This window comes from Rhizobium sp. Root482, assembly GCF_001426565.1.
GTDB lineage: Bacteria > Pseudomonadota > Alphaproteobacteria > Rhizobiales > Rhizobiaceae > Pararhizobium.
The window spans coordinates 410,144-428,769 of record NZ_LMFA01000001.1; the positions used below are offsets into that span (position 1 = coordinate 410,144).

Here is an 18,626-nt window from a genome sequence, read left to right on the forward strand (position 1 = left end):
TTGCCGCGTCGTCATTTTGCAATGCAGCATCACGTCGGCAAAATCAAGTAATACGAAACTAGACCGGGTCCGCGCACGTCGAAACAGGAGAGAATTTTGAACGGCTTCAAACTTACTGCCCCCGTCGCGCGCTGGCGGGCGTTTCCCCATAGGCAGCCTTGAAGGCGCGGGAAAAATGTCCGGCACTGGAAAACCCGGTGGCATAGGCGATCTCGGCGATGGAAAGCGGGCTCTGTTCCAGCAGGCGCCGGCCGTGCGCGAGGCGGATCATGCGATAGCTATCGAGGAAACTTTGCCCGCGGTGGGCGATGAAGAGCCGGCCGAGATGGCGCGAGCTGATGCCGGCTAGTCGCGCCATCTCGGCCCGCGTCAGCGGGTTCTCGATGGCCGTTTCCATCTTTTCGAGCACGCTCAGCAAGGCAGGATGGTTGGTGCCGAAGCGCTCCGCCACCGAACCGCGCTGCGGATCGGCCGGTTCGGCAACCGCAGTATGGAGATACCAGTCGCTGACACGGCGCGCGAAATCCGCACCCATGCGCTCGGCGATGACCGCATGCATCATGTCAAGCGGCGCCACCCCGCCACCGCAGGTGACCCGTTCGCCACCGACGACGAAGCGCGCCTGATGCGGGACGAGATGCGGGAATGTTTCGCGCAGCAGGGCCGCATGCTCCCAGTGGATGGTGAAGTCGCAGGCATCGAGCAGGCCGGCCGCCGCCAGCACATAGGCACCGCTCGAAATCCCGCCGATGCGAATGCCGTCCCGCGCGAATTTCCGCAAGGGCGCGTGCAAAGCGGAACTTGCCTGCCAGTCAGCCGGATTGCCGCCGGCACAGACATAGAGCGTATGGCAGGCGCCACCGAGATCCGACAGCCGGCCGCAGGCGATTTCCAGATCGGCCGAGCTTCTGACCGGCCGGCCATCTGCCGACAGCGGCACCACCTCGTAGAGCGGACTTCCGGCAATGAGGTTCGCGGCACGCAACGGCTCGATTGCCGAGGCATAGGACATCAGCGCGAAATTCGGCAGCAGCACGAAGCCGATGCGTTGCAGGTTGCGGGGATCGGATATTTGCATGTCCTAAATCTAGTTCAAAATGTCTCCTTCATGCAATGAGACCCAACCATTCCTTGATATGCAGGCACATCGGCATCCTTCACGAAAAGCGACAACGATGCGCTACTCCGCCCTCTCCCTCCTTTGGAACGGCCTTCGTGGCAATCGCGACTGGAAGCCGGCCTGGCGCCAGCCGCAGCCGAAACCGCATTATGACGTGATCATCGTCGGTGGCGGCGGGCACGGGCTGGCGACGGCCTATTACCTCGCCAAGGAATTCGGCATCGCCAATATCGCGGTGCTGGAAAAGAACTATATCGGCTCCGGCAATGTCGGCCGCAACACGACGATCATCCGCTCCAATTATCTGCTGCCCGGCAACAACCCCTTCTACGAACTGTCGATGAAGCTGTGGGAAGGACTGGAGCGGGATTTCAACTTCAACGCCATGGTCTCGCAGCGCGGCGTGCTCAATCTCTACCATTCCGATGCGCAGCGCGACGCCAACATGCGGCGCGGCAATGCCATGCGCCTGCACGGCGTCGATGCCGAGCTGCTCGATACCGACGAGGTGCGTCGGATGGTGCCCTTTCTCGATTTCGACAATGCCCGCTTTCCCATCAAGGGCGGGCTATTGCAGCGTCGTGGCGGCACCGTGCGCCATGATGCGGTCGCCTGGGGCTATGCGCGTGGCGCCGACAGCCGCGACGTCGATATCATCCAGGGCTGCGAGGTCACCGGCATCCGCCGCGAGAACGGCCGCGTCACCGGCGTCGAGACCAGCCGCGGCTTCATCGGCTGCGGCAAGCTGGCACTGGCGGCGGCGGGTAATTCCTCGCAGGTCGCCCGCATGGCCGATCTCAAGCTGCCGCTCGAAAGCCATGTGCTGCAAGCCTTCGTATCCGAAGGACTGAAACCCTTCATCGACGGCGTCATCACCTTCGGCGCCGGGCATTTCTATGTCTCGCAGTCCGACAAGGGCGGCCTGGTCTTCGGCGGCGATATCGACGGCTACAACTCCTACGCCCAGCGTGGCAACCTGGCGACCGTCGAGCATGTGGCCGAGGCCGGCAAGGCAATGATCCCGGCGCTGTCGCGGCTGCGCGTGCTGCGTTCATGGGGGGGCATCATGGATATGTCCATGGACGGTTCGCCGATCATCGACCGCACGCTGATCGACAATCTCTACCTCAATGCCGGCTGGTGCTACGGCGGCTTCAAGGCGACACCCGCCTCCGGGTTCTGCTTCGCGCATCTCATCGCGCGCAATGCCCCGCACGAGACGGCGACGGCCTTCCGCCTCGACCGTTTCCAGCGCGGCTATCTCATTGACGAAAAGGGCCAGGGCGCCCAACCCAACCTTCATTGACGGAGCCTTGACATGGCAAGCCTCGTGCCCTGCCCGCATTGCGGATCACGACCAAAAGAAGAATTCACCGTCAAGGGCGCGGCGCTGAAGCGCCCTTCTCCCGAGGCGGGAGCAGACGCATGGTTCGATTATGTCTATCTGCGCGACAATCCACGCGGCGGTTACGAGGAATATTGGCATCACACCGCCGGCTGCCGCCGCTGGCTGATTGTCGACCGCGACACCGCGACCCACCAGGTGACATCCTGCCGCGATGCGGCCTCCGCTTCGGCGAAGGAGCACGGCGCATGACCTCCTATCGACTGCCGCAGGGCGGCCTGATCGATCGCAGCAAGCCGCTCTCCTTTGCCTTCGACGGAAAGCCGATGCTCGGATTCGAGGGCGACAGCCTCGCCTCCGCCTTGCTTGCCAATGGCTGCCGGCTCGTTGGCCGCAGCTTCAAATACCACCGTCCACGCGGCATCCTGACCGCCGGGGCCGCCGAGCCGAACGCGCTGATGACCATCGGTCGCGGCGCGCGCACCGAGCCCAATATCCGCGCCACCATGCAGGAACTCCATGCGGGCCTCGAGGCGCGCAGCCAGAACCGCTGGCCGTCGCTCGCCTTCGACATCGGCGCGCTGAATGGCCTCCTCTCGCCCTTCCTCGGCGCCGGTTTCTACTACAAGACCTTCATGTGGCCCGCCGCCTTCTGGGAAAAGGTCTACGAGCCCTTCATCCGCAGGGCTGCCGGTCTGGGCAAGGCAACGCACGAGGCCGATCCCGACAGCTACGACAAGCGCTGGGCGCACTGCGACCTGCTCGTCATCGGCGCCGGACCCGCGGGCCTTGCCGCGGCGCTCACGGCCGCTCGTGCCGGGGCGCGCATCATCGTCGCCGACGAACAGGCCATGGCCGGCGGAACGCTGCTTTCCGAGACCGCCACCATCGGCGGCGAACCGGCGCCCGCCTTCGCGCGGCAATGCATCGCCGAGTTGCAATCCCTGCCGAACGTCACCATGCTCACCCGCACCACCGTTTTCGGCTGGTATGACGGCAATGTCTTCGGCGCGGTTGAACGGGTGCAGAAACATGTCGCCGAGCCCGTCTCTTCGGTGCCGGTCGAACGCCTCTGGCGCATCATCGCCAAGGGCGCGATCCTGGCGAGCGGCGCGGAAGAACGGCCGCTGGTCTTCGGCGGCAACGATATTCCGGGCGTGATGATGGCCGGCGCCATGCGCAGCTATCTCAACCGCCACGCCGTCGCGCCCGGCAGATCGACGGCAATCTTCACCACCAATGACAGCGGCTATGCGCTGGCCCGCAACCTCGAAGAGAAAGGCATCGACGTCACCGCCATCATCGATCCTCGCGAGAATGGCGGCGAGACCTATACGGGAAAGGCGCGCCTGCTGCGCAATGCGATGGTCACCGATGCCCATGGCGGAAAGAGCCTTTCGGCAATCGATATCCGCACCGGCAACGGCACCGAACGATTGAAGGTCGATGCGCTCGCCATGTCCGGCGGTTTCAGCCCGATCATCCATCTTGCGTGCCATCGCGGCGGCAAGCCGGTCTGGTCAGATGAAACCTCTGCTTTCCTGCCCCCCGCCGGCCTGCAGGGCCTTGAGCCCGCCGGCGCGGCCTGCGGGCTCATCGATCTTGCAGCCTGCCTTGCCGATGGCGCGCAACGGGGCGCTGACCTGGCCGTCTCGCTCGGCTTTGCGGCCACCCCGGCTACTTTCGGCGCGATCGCGGGCGATGCGTCAGCCACTCCCGCCAAAGTGCTCTGGTCGACCCCCGGTGCCAGGGGCAAGGCCTTCGTCGACTACCAGAACGACGTGCACAGCAAGGATCTGGGACTGGCCGTAAAGGAAGGCTACGGCCATGTGGAACTGGCCAAGCGCTACACCACCAGCGGCATGGCAACCGACCAGGGCAAGCTTTCAAACCTGAACGCCATCGGGCTTCTCGCCGAAGCCCGCGGCGTCTCACCCGCCGAGGTCGGCACCACCACCTTCCGTCCCTTCTATACCCCCGTCTCCTTCGGTGCGCTGTCGGGCGCCTCTCACGGGCGTCACTTCCAGCCGGTACGACGCTCGCCGCTGCATGGCTGGGCGGAGCGCCATGGCGCGGTCTTCGTCGAGACCGGCCTGTGGTACCGCTCCGCCTGGTTCCCGCGCCAGGGAGAACAGGGATGGCGCGAAAGCGTCGATCGCGAGGTTCTCAACGTCCGCAGCAATGCCGGCATCTGCGACGTCTCCATGCTCGGCAAGATCGAAATCTGCGGGCCGGATGCCGCCGAGCTCCTCAACCGCGTCTACTGCAACGCCTTCCTGAAACTTCCGGTCGGCAAGGCGCGCTACGGGCTGATGCTGCGCGAGGACGGCATGATCTATGACGACGGCACAACAAACCGGATCGCGGAAAACCGTTTCTTCATGACGACCACGACCGCCCATGCCGCCGGCGTCCTGAACCATCTCGAATTCTGCGCCCAGACACTGTGGCCGGAGCTTGACGTGCGCCTCGCCTCCGTCACCGACCAATGGGCGCAGATGGCAATCGCCGGCCCCAAATCGCGGAAAATCCTGCAGACCATCATCGACGAGGATATCGGCAACGAGGCCTTTCCCTATCTCTGCGCGCGGGACGTCTCCCTGTTCGGCGGCGCGCTGCAGGGCCGGCTCTTCCGCATCTCCTTCTCCGGTGAACTCGCCTACGAGCTTGCCGTCCCTGCCGCCTTTGGCGACGATGTCGCGGAAGCGCTGATGGAGGCGGGCCGAACGGACGGCCTGATGCCCTACGGCGTCGAAGCGCTCAGCGTGCTGCGCATCGAAAAGGGCCATGTCACCCACAACGAGATCAACGGCACCGTCGTGCCGACCGATCTCGGCTTCGGCAGGATGGCCTCGACGGCCAAGCCCGATTTCATCGGCAAGGCCATGCTGCAACGTGAGGGGCTCACCGCGGCCGACCGGCCGCGCCTCGTCGGCGTCGTGCCGCTCGATCCGGGCCACTCCTTCCGCAGCGGCGCGCATATTCTCGCCAAGCACGCAGCCGCGACGCTGGAGAACGATCAGGGCTACGTCACCTCCAGCGCTTTCTCCCCCCATATCGGCTCGACCATCGGGCTGGCGCTCGTCAAACGCGGGAATGAGCGCCATGGCGAGGAGGTTACCATCTGGAACGGACTGCGCGACGAGTTCACGGCCGCCCGTCTCTGCGCGCCGATATTCTTCGATCCGGCCAATGAGAGGCTCCATGGCTGACATCCGCTCCCTCCCCGCTCTTGCCGACCGTCGGCCCCTAACGTCGCCACAGGTCACGCTGTCTGCGCTTCCCGAAGGCACGGTGCTGCAGGTGATCGCCGGCCCGAAAACGCCCGACCTTACCCGTCTCGCCGGGGAGGCGGGGCTCGTGGCGCGCGCCATCGCACCCGGTCAATGGTTTCTCGTCGGAAACCGGCCGACAGCACACCAGGATATGCGACGCCTGCTCGCCATGCTCGAACCAGATGCCAGCGGCATCGACCAAAGCCATGGCCGGGTGCGCATGCTTATGGAAGGCCCCATGGCCGCCGCCGTGTTGTCCAAGGGCACGGCTGTCGATCTCGATCCAACCGTCTTTCCGCCGGGCACCACGGCGGCGACGCTGGTCGGCCATGTTTCGGCCCACCTCACGCGCCTCGATAACGAGGCTTTCGAAATCACCGTCCTGCGCGGCTTTGCAGCGGCCCTTTGGGATGACCTCGCCCTGATGTGCGCGGAATATCTCTAGTCTGCGGAAGAGAATACCGGCCCGATCGCAAGCCGTGCCATCTGGCTGACGATCCGGTCAAACGAACGACTTGCCCGGGCGGAGTGGCCACGCGCACGCAGGTAACCGTGCGGGAGGGCCTCGCCCGGTTCCAGCACGGCCGTGCCGCCGGCCACGCCGATGGCCTCGCAGTAGGCCGCTCCTTCCGATGCCAACGGGTCATACTCCGCGGTGAAAACAACGGTCGGAGGCAGCCCGCGAAAATCACCGGACGCAAAGGGGCTGAAGCGCGGGTCGTCATAGGGCGCCACGCCGCCCGACCGTAGGGCGTCATAGGCCTTGACCTCGTCATGCGAGAGCAAGGGCGCCCTGGCATGCCGCTTATGGCTCTCACCGATCCATGGTACGGACATGGCCGGATAGATCAGAAGCTGACCCACTGTCCGGTGTGCTGCATCCCTCATCGCATGGCAAAGGCAGGCGGCTATGTTACCGCCGGCGGATTCCCCGACGACGAGGAGTGGAGCATCAAAATGCCTGCCGGCCCATCGGAATGCGCACAGGGCATCTTCGAATGGCGCGGGATGAAGATGTTCCGGTGCCAACCGATAGTCCACCGAAACGACGGACAGGCCGGTCCTCGCGCAGAATTCGGCGCAGATGTCGTCATGGCTTTCAAGGCCGCCAAGAATGAAACCGCCGCCATGAAAGTACAGGATAACCGGGCGATCCGACCGGTGTTCCGCATCGGCCCGATATTCTCGGACGTCAACCCTGCGCCCGGAATCTTCCGCCAGACGATCGGTGCGGCTCACTCCCTCGGGATGCGGCTGACGAAGGGCGTCGCACATGCCGTCGTAGATCCTACGGTTATCACCGATCGGCAAGGCAAGCGTGTCGGGCGGATAGAATGCCGCCACCCTGTCCACAAAGGCCTGGAGGTCTGGGTCGAGCCGATAATCCATCTTGTTTTCCCGGGAAAAGTGCCGCGCCGGCATTGCTGTCAGCGCGGCGAGAAAGTCGGGCAAAGCGCCCGACAGGGGAGCTAGAGGAGGCCGCTCGACGTCAGGAAGGCGGTTGCCACCTCTTCGACCGACTTCCTTTCAACATCGATCTCACCGTTCAACCGCTGCATGGTCGCATCGTCCAGCTTGGCGGAAAGTTGATCCAGCAGTTCGCCGAGCCTGGGGTTGGCGTCCAGGGTCTCGGTCCGGATCGTCGGCACGAGGGCGTAGTCGGGAAAGAAATGCTTGTCGTCCTTGAGCAGGACGAGGTCCATGGCTGCAATCCGGCCATCCGTTGCAGCGACGACGGCAAGATCGACGTCACCGTTCTGAAGGGCGGGAAAAACCAGTCCGATGTCCATCGGCCTGATATTCCTCCGCTTCGCCTCGAAGCCGTAGGTTTCCTGGAGACCGAGCAGTCCGTCCTGCCGCTTGGGAAATTCGGCGGTCGTCGCCATCAGCGGGCTCTTCCCGGCACTGTAGGCAGCGGCCAGGTCCGACAGGCTCACCATGCCGTCGGTCGTCGGATTGTCCTTGCGGATCGCCAGCGCATAGGTGTTGTTTGCACGCGACGGCGCCAGCCAGGTGATGCCGCGCTCGGCATCCTTTTCCTTGACGATCTTGTAGGTCTCCTCGGGCGTCAGGCGATCGGTGATCTTGTTGAAGTTCACGAGCGCCGTGCCGGTATATTCCCAGTAGACATCGACCTCGCCGTTTTCCAATGCGGCACGCACGATATTGGTGCCCATGCCGTCCCGCTTGCTCACCGTGAAGCCGTTCTTTTGCAGAAGTTGTGTCGTCATTTCGGCAAGCAGGAACTGCTCGGTGAAATCCTTGCCGCCGACCTTGATGTCCTGCGCCGCCGCGCTGGTGCCTGTCATGGCGAGACCGGCGACCACAGCGGCCTGGACGGCATTCCGGAGGATATCGATGATGGACATTGCTTGCTTCCTTCGTTCCGTGGTTGTTCAGCTCGTTCGAGGCTCCCGGGCGTCTGCCGGGCTCGAAAGCCCCAAAGCCGTTTCCCAGAGATCGGCATCGACGCAGACGGGGTGATTTTCTCTGGAGCGCCCCGGAAGCCTCACCCCCGCGTCCTCATGCGTTGCGACCAGCCCGCCGAGGGCATCAGTGAAGTGATCCGCGGAGAAATGGCCGGGATCTATCGCGATGAGAAACTGCCCGACGCGCGGCGGTCCGCCCTCGTCGTTTCCGAAGGCGCTCGCCTCCGTGCTGAGGGCCGAGCCGGTCAGCGCCGCGGCAAGAATTTCGATGAGCAAGGCAATATTTGCCCCCTTGCGGCCACCGGCCGGCAGTAGCGAACCTTCCAGGCCGGTGGCCGGATCGGTCGTCGGCTGCCCGTTCCTGTCCTGCGCCCAGCCGGTGGGGATCGTCTCGCCGCGATTGCCTCGCAGGATCATCTCCGTCTTGGTAACAGCACTCATGCTCTGATCGACGACGATGGGAGGCGCGCCGTCTTTCGTCGGGACGGCAAACGCGAGCGGATTGGTCCCGAAGAGCGCCCGCGTGGCCCCCGGCGGCGCGACGGAGGCCGGCGCGTTCGACAGGCAGATGCCGATGAGGCCACTTTCCGCAAGCGGGAGGACGTGATGGGCGAGCGCCAGGCAATTGTAGGAATTGCGCACCGCCATGGCGGCGATGCCGGATCGGCGGGCGGCGGCGACCAAAGCCGGCGTGCCGGCCGCTATCGCCGGATGCGCAAAGCCGGATCGCGCATCGACCATCACCGTGCCACCGCGCGTGACAACGTCGGGAGCGGCCCCTCCGTCGATCTTGCCGACCGTCAGATGCCGGCAGAAGATCGGCAGGTAGTACAGGCCGCAGACACGGTTGCCGTCCGCTTCCGCCCTGGCGATCGCGCGTGCGACGGGACGGGCGTTGTCGGCGGTCGCTCCGTGGAGCACCAGCGCCGATAGGCAAACCGCCTCGATCGCTTCGCGGGATGTCTCGATCGTGCTCATCGACTGGCCGCGTAGCGTCTTTCGCCATCGGCGACGAGGTCGTCGGCGAGCTGGAAGCCGAGACCAGGCTTCCTGAAGGCATCGATCCAGCCGTTCTTCGGAGCGAGGTCGGGCGAGGAGACGATATCCTTCTGCACGAGCTGCCACATGATCTGGTTGCCATCGTCGAGATTGGGAATGGCAAGTCCGATATGATGCTCGGCGCAGGTGGTTATCCCGGTGGTGAAGGAGGAATGGATGCAGATCTTCAGCCCCGCGGATTCCGCCACGGCAGCGGCCTTCATCATCGGCTGGATACCGCCGATCTCGCGCGGGCCGATGCAGATCATGTCGGCGGCCCGTTGGCGGCAGATCTCGTAGACGTCGTAGAGCGTGAAGGCGGCCTGGTCCGCGACGATCGGAATGCCGACCTTTTCGCGCACATGCGCCATGGCGGGAATGCTCCAGCTCACCGTCGGCTGCTCGATGAATTCGATGTCGTATTTCTCGAGCTTGCGGCACATGTTGATCGCGTCATGCACGCTCCAGCCCTCGTTGGCATCGAGGCGCAGGCGCGCATCTCCGATCTCGCGACGGACCGCAGCGGTGATTTCCAGGTCGAGCTTCTCGCCGCGACCCACCTTGAGATAGAAGATCCGCTCGCCATTGGCGTGGCCGGCGGCAGCGTCGCGCGCAAGATCCTCGGCCGTCTCGCCCTGGAGAAAGTAGAAGTAACCGACTGCCTTCCGATGAGCGCCGCCGAGCAGCTGGTGCACGGGCAGGCCGGCAAGCTTGCCTTGAAGGTCCCACATGGCCATGTCGATGCCGGCGAACATCTGGTTGGCGGCCCGCATGATGTTGGCGCCGTGCCCGAGATATTCCTGATGGAAGATGCGGGCAATGAGCGGCGTCACATCGTGGGGCGAATGGCCGACGAGATGTTTTGCGAGGCGATGGAGGATCGCAGCGGTACCGGTCTGGTCCGGCGCAACCGTGCATTCGCCGATACCGACGGTGCCATCATCCGCCTCGATCTCGATGAGATTGACGGCAAAGGATTCACGAATGCCGTATGACCAGTGGTAGGGCTGCTTCAGCGGCAGCACCAGCGGACGGACGCGGATGCTTGATATCTTGACCATTCCCGGAGTTCCTCGAAAGACGGCCGGCATTATCCGGCTCCATGCGTTTGGCGGCCGGTTCCGGCACACCTCTCCCCACCCGCCTGCGGGAAACCTGCAGGCGGCCGGGCTATTCGATAGGACGCGATAGCGTCTGCTTACATGCCGAGCGACTTCAGATAGTCGGCGGCCACGGTTTCGATCGTCTTCTTCTCGACATCGACCTCGCTGTTCAAACGCTGCATCGTGGCATCGTCCAGCTTGGCCGAAACCGCTTCGAGCGTTTCCTTGAGATCCGGGTGCTCATCGAGCACTTCTTTGCGCACGACGGGTGTCAGCGCATAGTTCGGGAAGAAGCCCTTGTCGTCCTTGAGCGTCTTCAGACCGAGTGCCGCGATCTGGCCGTCGGTTGCCTGCGCGGCGATCGTGTCGAGATCGCCGTTGGCGAGTGCGTTATAGGCTAGGCCGAGATCCATCGGCCGGATATTGGCGCGGCCAGTCTCGAAACCGTAGACTTTCTCCAGGCCGATCAGGCCGTCCGGGCGCTTCGGAAATTCGGCCGTCGTGCCCATGAGGATGTCCTTGCCGTCGTTATACGCCTTGGCGAGATCGGAGATCGTCTGCAGGCCCTCGGTCTTGGCATTGTCCGGCTTGATGACATAGGCATAGGTATTGTTGGCCGTGGACGGAGCCAGCCAGACCAGGCCCTTTTCACCGTCCAGTTCCTTTACGCGGTTGTAGGTCTCTTCCGGGGAAAGACGTTCCGTCACCTTGTTGAAGGTGATGAGCGAGGTGCCCGTATATTCCCAGTAGAGATCGACTTCGCCGTTCTCAAGCGCGGCCCGGACGATCTTGGTGCCCATGCCGTCCTTCTTGTCGACGGTGTAGCCCTTGCTCTCGAGGAGCTGCTTGGTGATTTCCGCGATGATCAGCTGCTCGGTGAAGTTCTTCCCCCCCACTGTGAGCGTCGCGGCCCAAGCGGACGTCGCGACAAGGGCGACGGCGGCCGCCGACAGCAGGGTCTTGGCAAATTTCGGCATGAAGGTCATTTCAGTTCCTCTCTCTCTTTTTTGTTATCGCAGTGGGTTTATGCCCCGTGGAACGAGGTGGTACTGGATCTGGCCGAAGACGAAATCGACCGCGACCGCAATCAGTGCCGTGGGTATCGCCCCGGCCATCATCATCGGGAGCTCGTCCAGTGCGATCCCGGTGAAGATCAATTCGCCAAGCCCGCCCGCGCCGATCAGAAAGACCAGCGGCGCCGAGCCGACGCAGATCGCGAGTGCCGTGCGAATGCCGCCGAACATCACGAAGAGGGCATTTGGAAGTTCAACCCGCCACAGAACCTGCCGCGGGGTCATGCCCATGCCGGTTGCCGCCTCCACGAGGTGGGCCGGGACGGCGTGCAGGCCCGCATAGGTGTTGCGGACGATCGGAAGGAGGGTGGCGGCCCAAAGACCGAACACCGCGGGCACCGTCCCGATGCCAAGCAGCGTCATGGAAAGCGCAAGGATCGCCAGCGTCGGCACGGTACTGCCGATATTGAAGACCTGCATCACCGCCTCCGAAATGGAACGGAAAGCAGGCCGGGACAGCACGATGCCCACCGGCACGGCCGTAAGGATTGCCAGTCCCCCAGCCCAGGCGACGAGTTCCAGATGCTGCATCGCGAGATAGGAAATATCGTCGGAATAGGTGAGAATCTCAGCCGCCATACCGCTCGCCCACAGCCAGGCGATCACCCCGGCCAGCACGGCCAGGACGAGGACCGGCGCGACCGCGGGACGGCGGCCTTGCCGGGGTGCGGCCAGGGTAGCGGGAGCGCTCATGCGTCCTCCCCGTGACCGAGATTGTGAACGATCGAGCGATAGCTCATCACGCCCGCCATCCTGCCGTCTTCATCGACACAGGGCAGCAACGGCATATCGTGGGCGAACATCAGCGACACCGCCTGCCGGAGATCGCCGGTTCGCGGCACCGTGCACTTCACGGGTTCGGCGTGGTCGCTGACCGTGCCGGTGCGCGTGTCGGCCACCTGCTCGCCCAGAACGAATTGCGGAGCGCCGTCCGCGTTGAGGACAAAGGCGGCGACACTGCGCGACGCACGCATGCGCCGGACGGCGTCCTCGATGGAATCCGAAGCCAGGACCGTGATGAAATCGGTTTCCATGGCGTCGCGAACAGAGATGAGCCTGAGGCGTTTCAGCGCCCGGTCCGAGCCGAGGAAATCCTCGATGAAGCTGTTGGCGGGACGTGCGAGAAGATCATCGGGGGCGGCAAACTGCTCAAGTTTTCCGCTGCGGAAGATTGCGATCTTGTCCGCCATCTTCACCGCCTCGTCGAGATCGTGCGACACGAAGATGATCGTCTTGCGGATCGATTGCTGCATCTTCAGGAACTCTTCCTGGATGACTTCGCGGTTGATGGGATCGATCGCGCCAAATGGCTCGTCCATCAGCATGACCGGCGGATCGGCCGCCAGCGCGCGCAGGACGCCGACGCGCTGTTGTTGCCCGCCCGAAAGCTCCTTCGGATAGCGTTTGAGAAAGAGATCGGGCTGAAGACCCACGAGTTCCAGGAGTTCCTGCGCACGGACCCGAGATTTCCGCCGATCCCAGCCGAGAAGGTCGGGCACGACACAGATGTTCTCCTCGACCGTCTTGTTCGGGAACAGGCCGATCTGCTGGATCACGTAGCCGATGGACCGCCGAAGTTCGATCGGATCGACGGTACTGGTATCCTTGCCGTCGATGAACACCTTGCCGCTTGTCGGACGGACCAGCTGGTTGATCATCTTCATCGTCGTCGTCTTGCCGCAGCCAGACGGGCCAAGGAGCACGCAGATCTCGCCGGTGGGAAGATCGAGGCTGATATTGTCGACCGCGACCAAGGGATCGTGCGCGGGGCCATAGTGTTTCGTCAGGTTCTCAAGCCGGATCATTGCGTAGCGTCCCCCTGGATACCGCGTGAGGTGAGAAGGCGCTGCACCAGCGCGAGGAAGAGGTCGGCAGCGATCGCCAGCAGCGAGACCGCCAGCGCGCCGGTCACCAGCTGCCGGGGATCGGATTGGCTGATGCCCCGCGAAATGAAGGTGCCGAGGCCGCCCGCGCCGATATAGGCCGCAATCGCCGTCACGCCGATGTTCATCACGACGGCCGTGCGCACGCCGGCCATGATGACCGGAATGGCGAGCGGTATTTCGACCTGCCTGAGACGTTGCCAGGTGCTCATTCCCATCCCCTTGGCGGCCTCGCGCAGCGCTGGATCGACATTGGTGATCGCCGTATAGGTATTTCGAATGATGGGGAGCTGCGAATAGAGAACGACGGCCACGACCGCCGGGACATAGCCGATGCCGTGCCCGACCGGTGACAACAGCGGGATCATCAGGCCGAACAGCGCGATCGAGGGAACCGTGATCATCATCGATGCAAGATAGAGAACGGTATCCGCCGTGCTCTTCGACTGCGTGATGGCAATCCCGATGGGAACCGCCGTTACGATAGCGATGCCGACCGCCAAGAAGACGATCGAAATATGCTCGATCGCCCGCGCGCCGATGATATCCAGATTGTCGATGATGAATCGAACGATCTCCATTCGTTATCGCCTGCCTTTCCCTGCCTAGAGTTCCGCATACAGATTGACGGCATTTTCGAACGTGAAGCGCAGGGGCACCGAACCCTCGATATGCCACGCCTCGACGGTGTGTCCGTCCAGCAGGGCGCATGCGGCTTGCGTATCGACGACCGCGCCACCATAGAGGCGGTTCGCAAGATTGAGGATACCCGTCTGGTGCATCGCAAGACCGCCGCTGCCGCAGGCGTCCTTGACCAGCAGTACGCGCAGGCCAAGGGTGATCGCATCCTTCACCGTCGCGTCGACACAGGCTTCGGTCCAGACACCGGCAATCACCAGCCATTCGACGCCGGCATCCCGCAGCTCGCCGATCAGCGGGCTTTTACCGAAGGCGCTGGCTTCGTTCTTGACAAGCACCCGCTCCGAGGCGCGCGGGGCGACCTCGGGACAGATCGCGGTCAACGGATCGTCCTTGTCGCTGAACGCGGAGCGGCCGTCCGGCCCGAGCGGATGGAACGGACGGGCATGATCGGCGAGATCAACGATGTAGGCGCAATGCAGGACCGGGATGCCGTTTCGGCGCGCGGCCTCCTGCAGGCGAGCAGCATTGCCAAGGATCGTGTCGTATCCTTCGACGAGATAACGTTCGTCGTGGCGATGTTCCTCCTGGAGGTCGATGAAAAGGCTCGCAACCTTCGCACGCTCGATCCGCAACGGCTTCCTCATCAAATCTCCCCGCTCAGGAATTCATCCTCATAGGGAAAGCGCGACAAAAGCTCGGTGCCGTTTTCCGTGATGAGAATCTCGTCTTCAAGTTTCACGCCCTCGCGCCCGCCCTTCTCGCCGATATAGCTTTCGACGGAAATCACCATGCCCGGGACGATATGACCGTCGCGGCCGTAGGTATCGTAGTCAATCGCATGGGCAATGAAGGGTGTTTCGCCATGCATGCCGACACCATGCATGACCGACGTATATCGCTGGTCGACAAAGCGGTCGGGGATTTTCCATGCCTTTTCGGCGATCTCACGGAAGGCCATGCCCGGCTTGACCAGGGCCATATTGTGCTGAACCTGCTCGTAGGCCATCCGGTAGAGGGATTTCTGGTAAGGCGACGGCTTTCCCGGGCCACAGCGGAAGGTGCGTGAGAAATCGGAATAGTAGCCGTAGCAGCCGATGGTGTCGGTATCGAGCGCGACCAGTTCCCCCGGCCGGATCTTGCGGCCGCTCGCCTCGTTGAACCAGGGATTGGTGCGTTGGCCGGAACTCAGAAGGCGCGTCTCGATAAACTCGCCTCCCTGCCGGATGACCTCGTGATACATGATTGCGAAAAGTTCGGTTTCCGAGACCCCCGGCTTGATCGCTTCGCGAACGGCGGAAACAGCCGCTTCCGCACCGGCCATCGAGACCTGAAGGCACTTGACCTCTTCCGGTGTCTTGACGGCTCTGACGGCAAGGATCTCGCCCTGGCAGTCCTTTACCTCGCAACCGCGCTTTTCAAGCGCGAGAGCCTGCAGATGGCTGCAGCGGTCGAGGCCGAGCTTCATCGACCCGCCGCCGTGCTGCTTCAGCAATTCGGTGATTTCATCGGCGAACGGGCCGGCGGTCTCGTCGTCCTTGCCGGATACCGACGACCAGACGAGCTTCGAGGGGCGTGCTTCGTCCACCGTGTCGAGAACCATCGAGACATGGTAGCTCTGCGGATATTCGAACAGGACGATCGGGCCTTCCGTGGGAATGAAGAAATAGCGCGTGGAATTGCGCAGGAAGTAGCCGAACATGTTGCGCGATCCCGTCGCATAGCGCTGATTGTAGGGATCGAAGAGGACCACGGCTCCATAGCCGGCCGCCCGCATCCAGTCGCGAAGCTTCTTCAACCGCCCCTTGCGGAGCGCATCCGTGTCGATGAATGACGGTTCCGTGTCCGAAAGCCACATGCCGCCGGACGGATCGGCCGCTGCCGGATGGCGCATCCGATCCTTGAAATCCACATCTTCGACGCTGTCGGGGTCAAATACAACAATGCTCATGACGGTCTCCTTTTCCAGCAGAATGGAGAATGGCCAAGGCATGCAGTTGCGTGAATTCCGCAATTTCTATGCTGGAATCCGCACGCGCTCATTGTTTCAGCCCCGCGATGACGCGCGGTGCCTCGCCCGCGCGCGAGACGCGACGGCGCAGGCTATGCGGCACATAGCCGAACTGCTGCTTGAAGGCGCGGGAAAAATTCGCCGCGTTCTCGAAACCGCAGGCGACGGCAACCTCATTCACGGGAAGGTTCGAATGCGTCAACATGCCCGCCGCATGTCCGAGCCGCAGAGTGCGGTAGTAGGCATTGGGCGACATGCCCACTTCCGCCTTGAACGAGCGCCCGAGCTTGTCGGGCGAGACATTGAGACGACTGGCCAGATCCTCGATCCGCAACACGTCCTCGATAGCGTCCTCCATCATGGCAACAGCCGAAAGCACGAGGTCGTCGGCGATGCCGCTGCGGATGCGCAGTGTCAGCATCCGGCGATCGGCATCCGGCCGTAGTGGACTGTGCATGTACCAGCCGGCAACACTATCGGCGAGCTGAGCGCCATAGTCCCGAGCGATCATCTCAAGCATCATGTCCAGGCTGCCGATGCCGCCGACCGACGTGAAGCGGCGGCGGTCGATAACATAGAGATCCGTGCGCATATCGAGATGCGGAAAGGCCTCCTTGAACGCCGGCTGGCTGGTCCAGTGGAGCGTGCAGGCGTGATCGTCGAGCAGGCCCTTGCGGGCAAGGAAGAAAGCCGCGTCCGCGACGGCGCCGAGCCGCGCGCCGGATCGAAGATTCCTCCGGACCCATGCCATCTCCTCCTCGGCAACCAGGTGTTCGGCATCGCCGCCGGAGCACACGACGATCCGATCGACTTCAGGCGCATTGCGCACATGGTAGTCCGGCTCGATGCTGATGCCGTTCGACGCCTTTATTTTCTCGGCCGCCGCAACGGTTATCCACGAATAGTGACGTTTGCCGGAAAGCGTATTGGCCGCCCGCAGAGGTTCGATGATGGAACTGAAGGCCATCAGCGGGAAGTTCGGAAACATCAAAACCGCAAAGCGGATTTCATGCGTATCCTTCATCTTCGTCTCCTCTGGGCATGTCGCGCAAAACCATGCAGCGGATTTGCGGTAACGACATGCGTGACATCAAGCCCCCAAACGCGGAAGCGGCCCGGAAGGTCGCGGTGCTGCTAGGGTTCGCCCGCCCCGATCTCCACGCGTCGCCTTGCCATGTAGGCATCGAGTTCCTCACGCACGGCCGGGTCGAGCGGCGGCTCCTCGTACTCCCGCAAGGCTTGCTGCCAGACGTCGGTGGCGCGGTCCAGCGCATCGCGTCCCCCCGCCTCCTGCCAGCTGCCATAGTTCTGCCAGTTGGAAAGGATCGGTTGATAGAACGCCGTCTCGTATCGCGCCATCGTGTGCTCGGAGCCGAAAAAATGCCCGCCGGCCGGCACCGATTTGATGGCTTCGAAGCCAAGATCGTCCTCGGAGAAGGGCATGGGCTCAAGGAAACTCATCATGTTCTGCAGTATCTCGACATCGAGCACGAGTTTTTCATAGGATGCCGTCAGTCCGCCTTCGAGCCATCCGGCAGCGTGATAGACGAGGTTCGCGCCGCCGAGCACTGCCCCCCAGGTCGCCATCTCCGTCTCGTAGGCCGCCTGAAGATCGACGACATTGGACGCATTGGCGTTCGACGTCCGATAGGGAAGCTTGTAGCGCCGCGCCAGCTGGCCCGCGACGATGTTCGCCTTGGCGTTTTCCGGCGTGCCGAAAGCGGGCGCGCCGGAGCGCATGTCCACATTGGACGTGAATGCGCCGTACATGACCGGTGTGCCGGGATTGACCAGCTGCGCAAGCGTTACGCCGAACAGCGCTTCCGCATTCTGCTGGCAGAGCGCCGCCGCAAGCGTCACCGGCGTCATCGCCCCCATGAGCGTGAACGGCGTGATGGTCACCGGTTGACCGTGCTCGGCCATGGCGATGAGCCCGTCCGTCATCGCGTCGTCCAGGAGGCGCGGCGAGTTGACGGAGATGATCGTGATGACGCCGGGGGAATGGCGCATCTCCTCGGCGCTGATGCCGCGCGCAATCGCCATCATGTTGATGCCGTCGACGGCGCGCCCTCGGCCGATGGCCGTGCAGTGGAAGCACAGATCGCTGAGCGAGACATTTGCGTTGTAGGCATCAAGGTGCCGCGAATTGGCCGGCAGCTCGATGGGCGCGCACACCTGATTTCCAAGGATATGGATTGCATTGAAGTAGTGCGCCAGCCGCGTGAAGTTCTGGTAGTCGGCGAAATTGCCCTGCCGCCGGCCGTTGATCCGGTCGTGGACGTTTGGCGGTCCGGCAACAAGACCGAAGGCCATCGCGTTGCCGCCGATCGTCAGGCGTTTCGACGGATTGCGGCTGGTAAGCGTGAAGGAGGATGGCGCCGTGGCCAGCGCGGCATCGACGATTGATTCGTCGATTCGGATCGTCATGGTGTCGCGATCGACGATGGCACCTGCCTCCTCGAACAGCGTCATCGCCTTCTCGCTCATCACGCGGATGCCGATCTCGGAAAGAACGCGCATCGAATTGCGATGAAGCGCCTCGATACGTTCCTCGTCGAGAAGTTGCGTCGGCGGATAGGTGTTGAACACCTCCTGCCACGGCAACTGCGAAATGCCGCCGCCACCTCGGTCCGCACGCGATCGCCGCCCACCGCCCCGTCTCTCACTCATCAAGAACTCCCTTCATGCGCCTCAACCGCCACTCGGGATA

At 63.2% G+C, this 18,626-nt stretch carries 17 protein-coding genes; 4 read left to right on the forward strand and 13 right to left on the reverse strand.

The window, feature by feature from the left end:
• Window positions 1-112: 112 nt before the first annotated feature.
• The gene (locus ASD31_RS01760) at window positions 113-1,078 is read right to left on the reverse strand and encodes a GlxA family transcriptional regulator (RefSeq protein ID WP_056328471.1); all 966 of its coding nucleotides are present in this window, start codon (window positions 1,076-1,078) and stop codon (window positions 113-115) included.
• Between the two features lie 97 nt (window positions 1,079-1,175).
• Between ASD31_RS01760 and ASD31_RS01765 the strand changes: the two genes are divergently transcribed.
• Genes ASD31_RS01765 through ASD31_RS01780 form a run of 4 tightly spaced genes read left to right on the forward strand, consistent with a single transcriptional unit; the run spans window position 1,176 to window position 6,185 of the window.
• Window positions 1,176-2,426 (forward strand): sarcosine oxidase subunit beta family protein, encoded by a 1,251-nt coding sequence (locus ASD31_RS01765; RefSeq protein ID WP_056328473.1) that lies wholly within the window; start codon window positions 1,176-1,178, stop codon window positions 2,424-2,426.
• Between the two features lie 12 nt (window positions 2,427-2,438).
• A complete protein-coding gene (locus ASD31_RS01770) occupies window positions 2,439-2,717 on the forward strand; it encodes a sarcosine oxidase subunit delta (RefSeq protein WP_056328474.1) in 279 nt (92 codons plus the stop codon).
• Window positions 2,714-5,677, forward strand: coding sequence for a sarcosine oxidase subunit alpha (locus tag ASD31_RS01775; RefSeq protein WP_056328476.1), 2,964 nt, complete (start codon window positions 2,714-2,716; stop codon window positions 5,675-5,677). The genes ASD31_RS01770 and ASD31_RS01775 overlap by 4 nt, the downstream gene beginning before the upstream one ends.
• Window positions 5,670-6,185 carry a sarcosine oxidase subunit gamma family protein gene (locus ASD31_RS01780; RefSeq protein WP_056328477.1) on the forward strand — a complete coding sequence of 172 codons (516 nt, stop codon included), beginning with the start codon at window positions 5,670-5,672 and terminating at the stop codon, window positions 6,183-6,185. Before ASD31_RS01775 ends, ASD31_RS01780 begins: the two co-directional genes overlap by 8 nt.
• Here ASD31_RS01780 and ASD31_RS01785 read toward each other — a convergent pair.
• The 12 genes from ASD31_RS01785 to ASD31_RS01840 form a co-directional block, all read right to left on the reverse strand.
• A complete protein-coding gene (locus tag ASD31_RS01785) occupies window positions 6,182-7,162 on the reverse strand; it encodes an alpha/beta hydrolase (protein ID WP_320409368.1) in 981 nt (326 codons plus the stop codon). The two genes, ASD31_RS01780 and ASD31_RS01785, sit on opposite strands and share 4 nt — an antisense overlap.
• A 47-nt stretch (window positions 7,163-7,209) precedes the next feature.
• Entirely contained in the window at window positions 7,210-8,109 is a 900-nt protein-coding gene (locus ASD31_RS01790) for a glycine betaine ABC transporter substrate-binding protein (protein ID WP_056328480.1), read from the reverse strand.
• Between the two features lie 27 nt (window positions 8,110-8,136).
• Window positions 8,137-9,147 (reverse strand): Ldh family oxidoreductase, encoded by a 1,011-nt coding sequence (locus ASD31_RS01795; protein ID WP_056328482.1) that lies wholly within the window; start codon window positions 9,145-9,147, stop codon window positions 8,137-8,139.
• Window positions 9,144-10,268, reverse strand: coding sequence for a mandelate racemase/muconate lactonizing enzyme family protein (locus ASD31_RS01800; protein ID WP_056328483.1), 1,125 nt, complete (start codon window positions 10,266-10,268; stop codon window positions 9,144-9,146). Before ASD31_RS01800 ends, ASD31_RS01795 begins: the two co-directional genes overlap by 4 nt.
• A gap of 137 nt (window positions 10,269-10,405) precedes the next feature.
• Window positions 10,406-11,296, reverse strand: coding sequence for a glycine betaine ABC transporter substrate-binding protein (locus ASD31_RS01805; RefSeq protein WP_056328485.1), 891 nt, complete (start codon window positions 11,294-11,296; stop codon window positions 10,406-10,408).
• 24 nt (window positions 11,297-11,320) lie between these two features.
• Window positions 11,321-12,076 carry an ABC transporter permease gene (locus tag ASD31_RS01810; protein ID WP_056328486.1) on the reverse strand — a complete coding sequence of 252 codons (756 nt, stop codon included), beginning with the start codon at window positions 12,074-12,076 and terminating at the stop codon, window positions 11,321-11,323.
• On the reverse strand, window positions 12,073-13,188 hold the full coding sequence (locus ASD31_RS01815) for an ABC transporter ATP-binding protein (protein WP_056328488.1): 1,116 nt from the start codon (window positions 13,186-13,188) through the stop codon (window positions 12,073-12,075). The genes ASD31_RS01810 and ASD31_RS01815 overlap by 4 nt, the downstream gene beginning before the upstream one ends.
• Window positions 13,185-13,847, reverse strand: coding sequence for an ABC transporter permease (locus ASD31_RS01820; protein WP_056328490.1), 663 nt, complete (start codon window positions 13,845-13,847; stop codon window positions 13,185-13,187). Before ASD31_RS01820 ends, ASD31_RS01815 begins: the two co-directional genes overlap by 4 nt.
• 24 nt (window positions 13,848-13,871) lie before the next feature.
• Window positions 13,872-14,552 (reverse strand): isochorismatase family protein, encoded by a 681-nt coding sequence (locus ASD31_RS01825; protein ID WP_056328491.1) that lies wholly within the window; start codon window positions 14,550-14,552, stop codon window positions 13,872-13,874.
• Window positions 14,552-15,856: a M24 family metallopeptidase gene (locus tag ASD31_RS01830; RefSeq protein WP_056329302.1), complete on the reverse strand. Its 1,305-nt coding sequence runs from the start codon at window positions 15,854-15,856 to the stop codon at window positions 14,552-14,554. Before ASD31_RS01830 ends, ASD31_RS01825 begins: the two co-directional genes overlap by 1 nt.
• Before the next feature lie 88 nt (window positions 15,857-15,944).
• Window positions 15,945-16,940, reverse strand: coding sequence for a GlxA family transcriptional regulator (locus ASD31_RS01835; RefSeq protein ID WP_056328493.1), 996 nt, complete (start codon window positions 16,938-16,940; stop codon window positions 15,945-15,947).
• Window positions 16,941-17,050: 110 nt separating this feature from the next.
• Complete coding sequence (locus ASD31_RS01840) at window positions 17,051-18,586, reverse strand: trimethylamine methyltransferase family protein (protein ID WP_056328495.1); 1,536 nt, start codon at window positions 18,584-18,586, stop codon at window positions 17,051-17,053.
• Window positions 18,587-18,626: the final 40 nt, after the last annotated feature.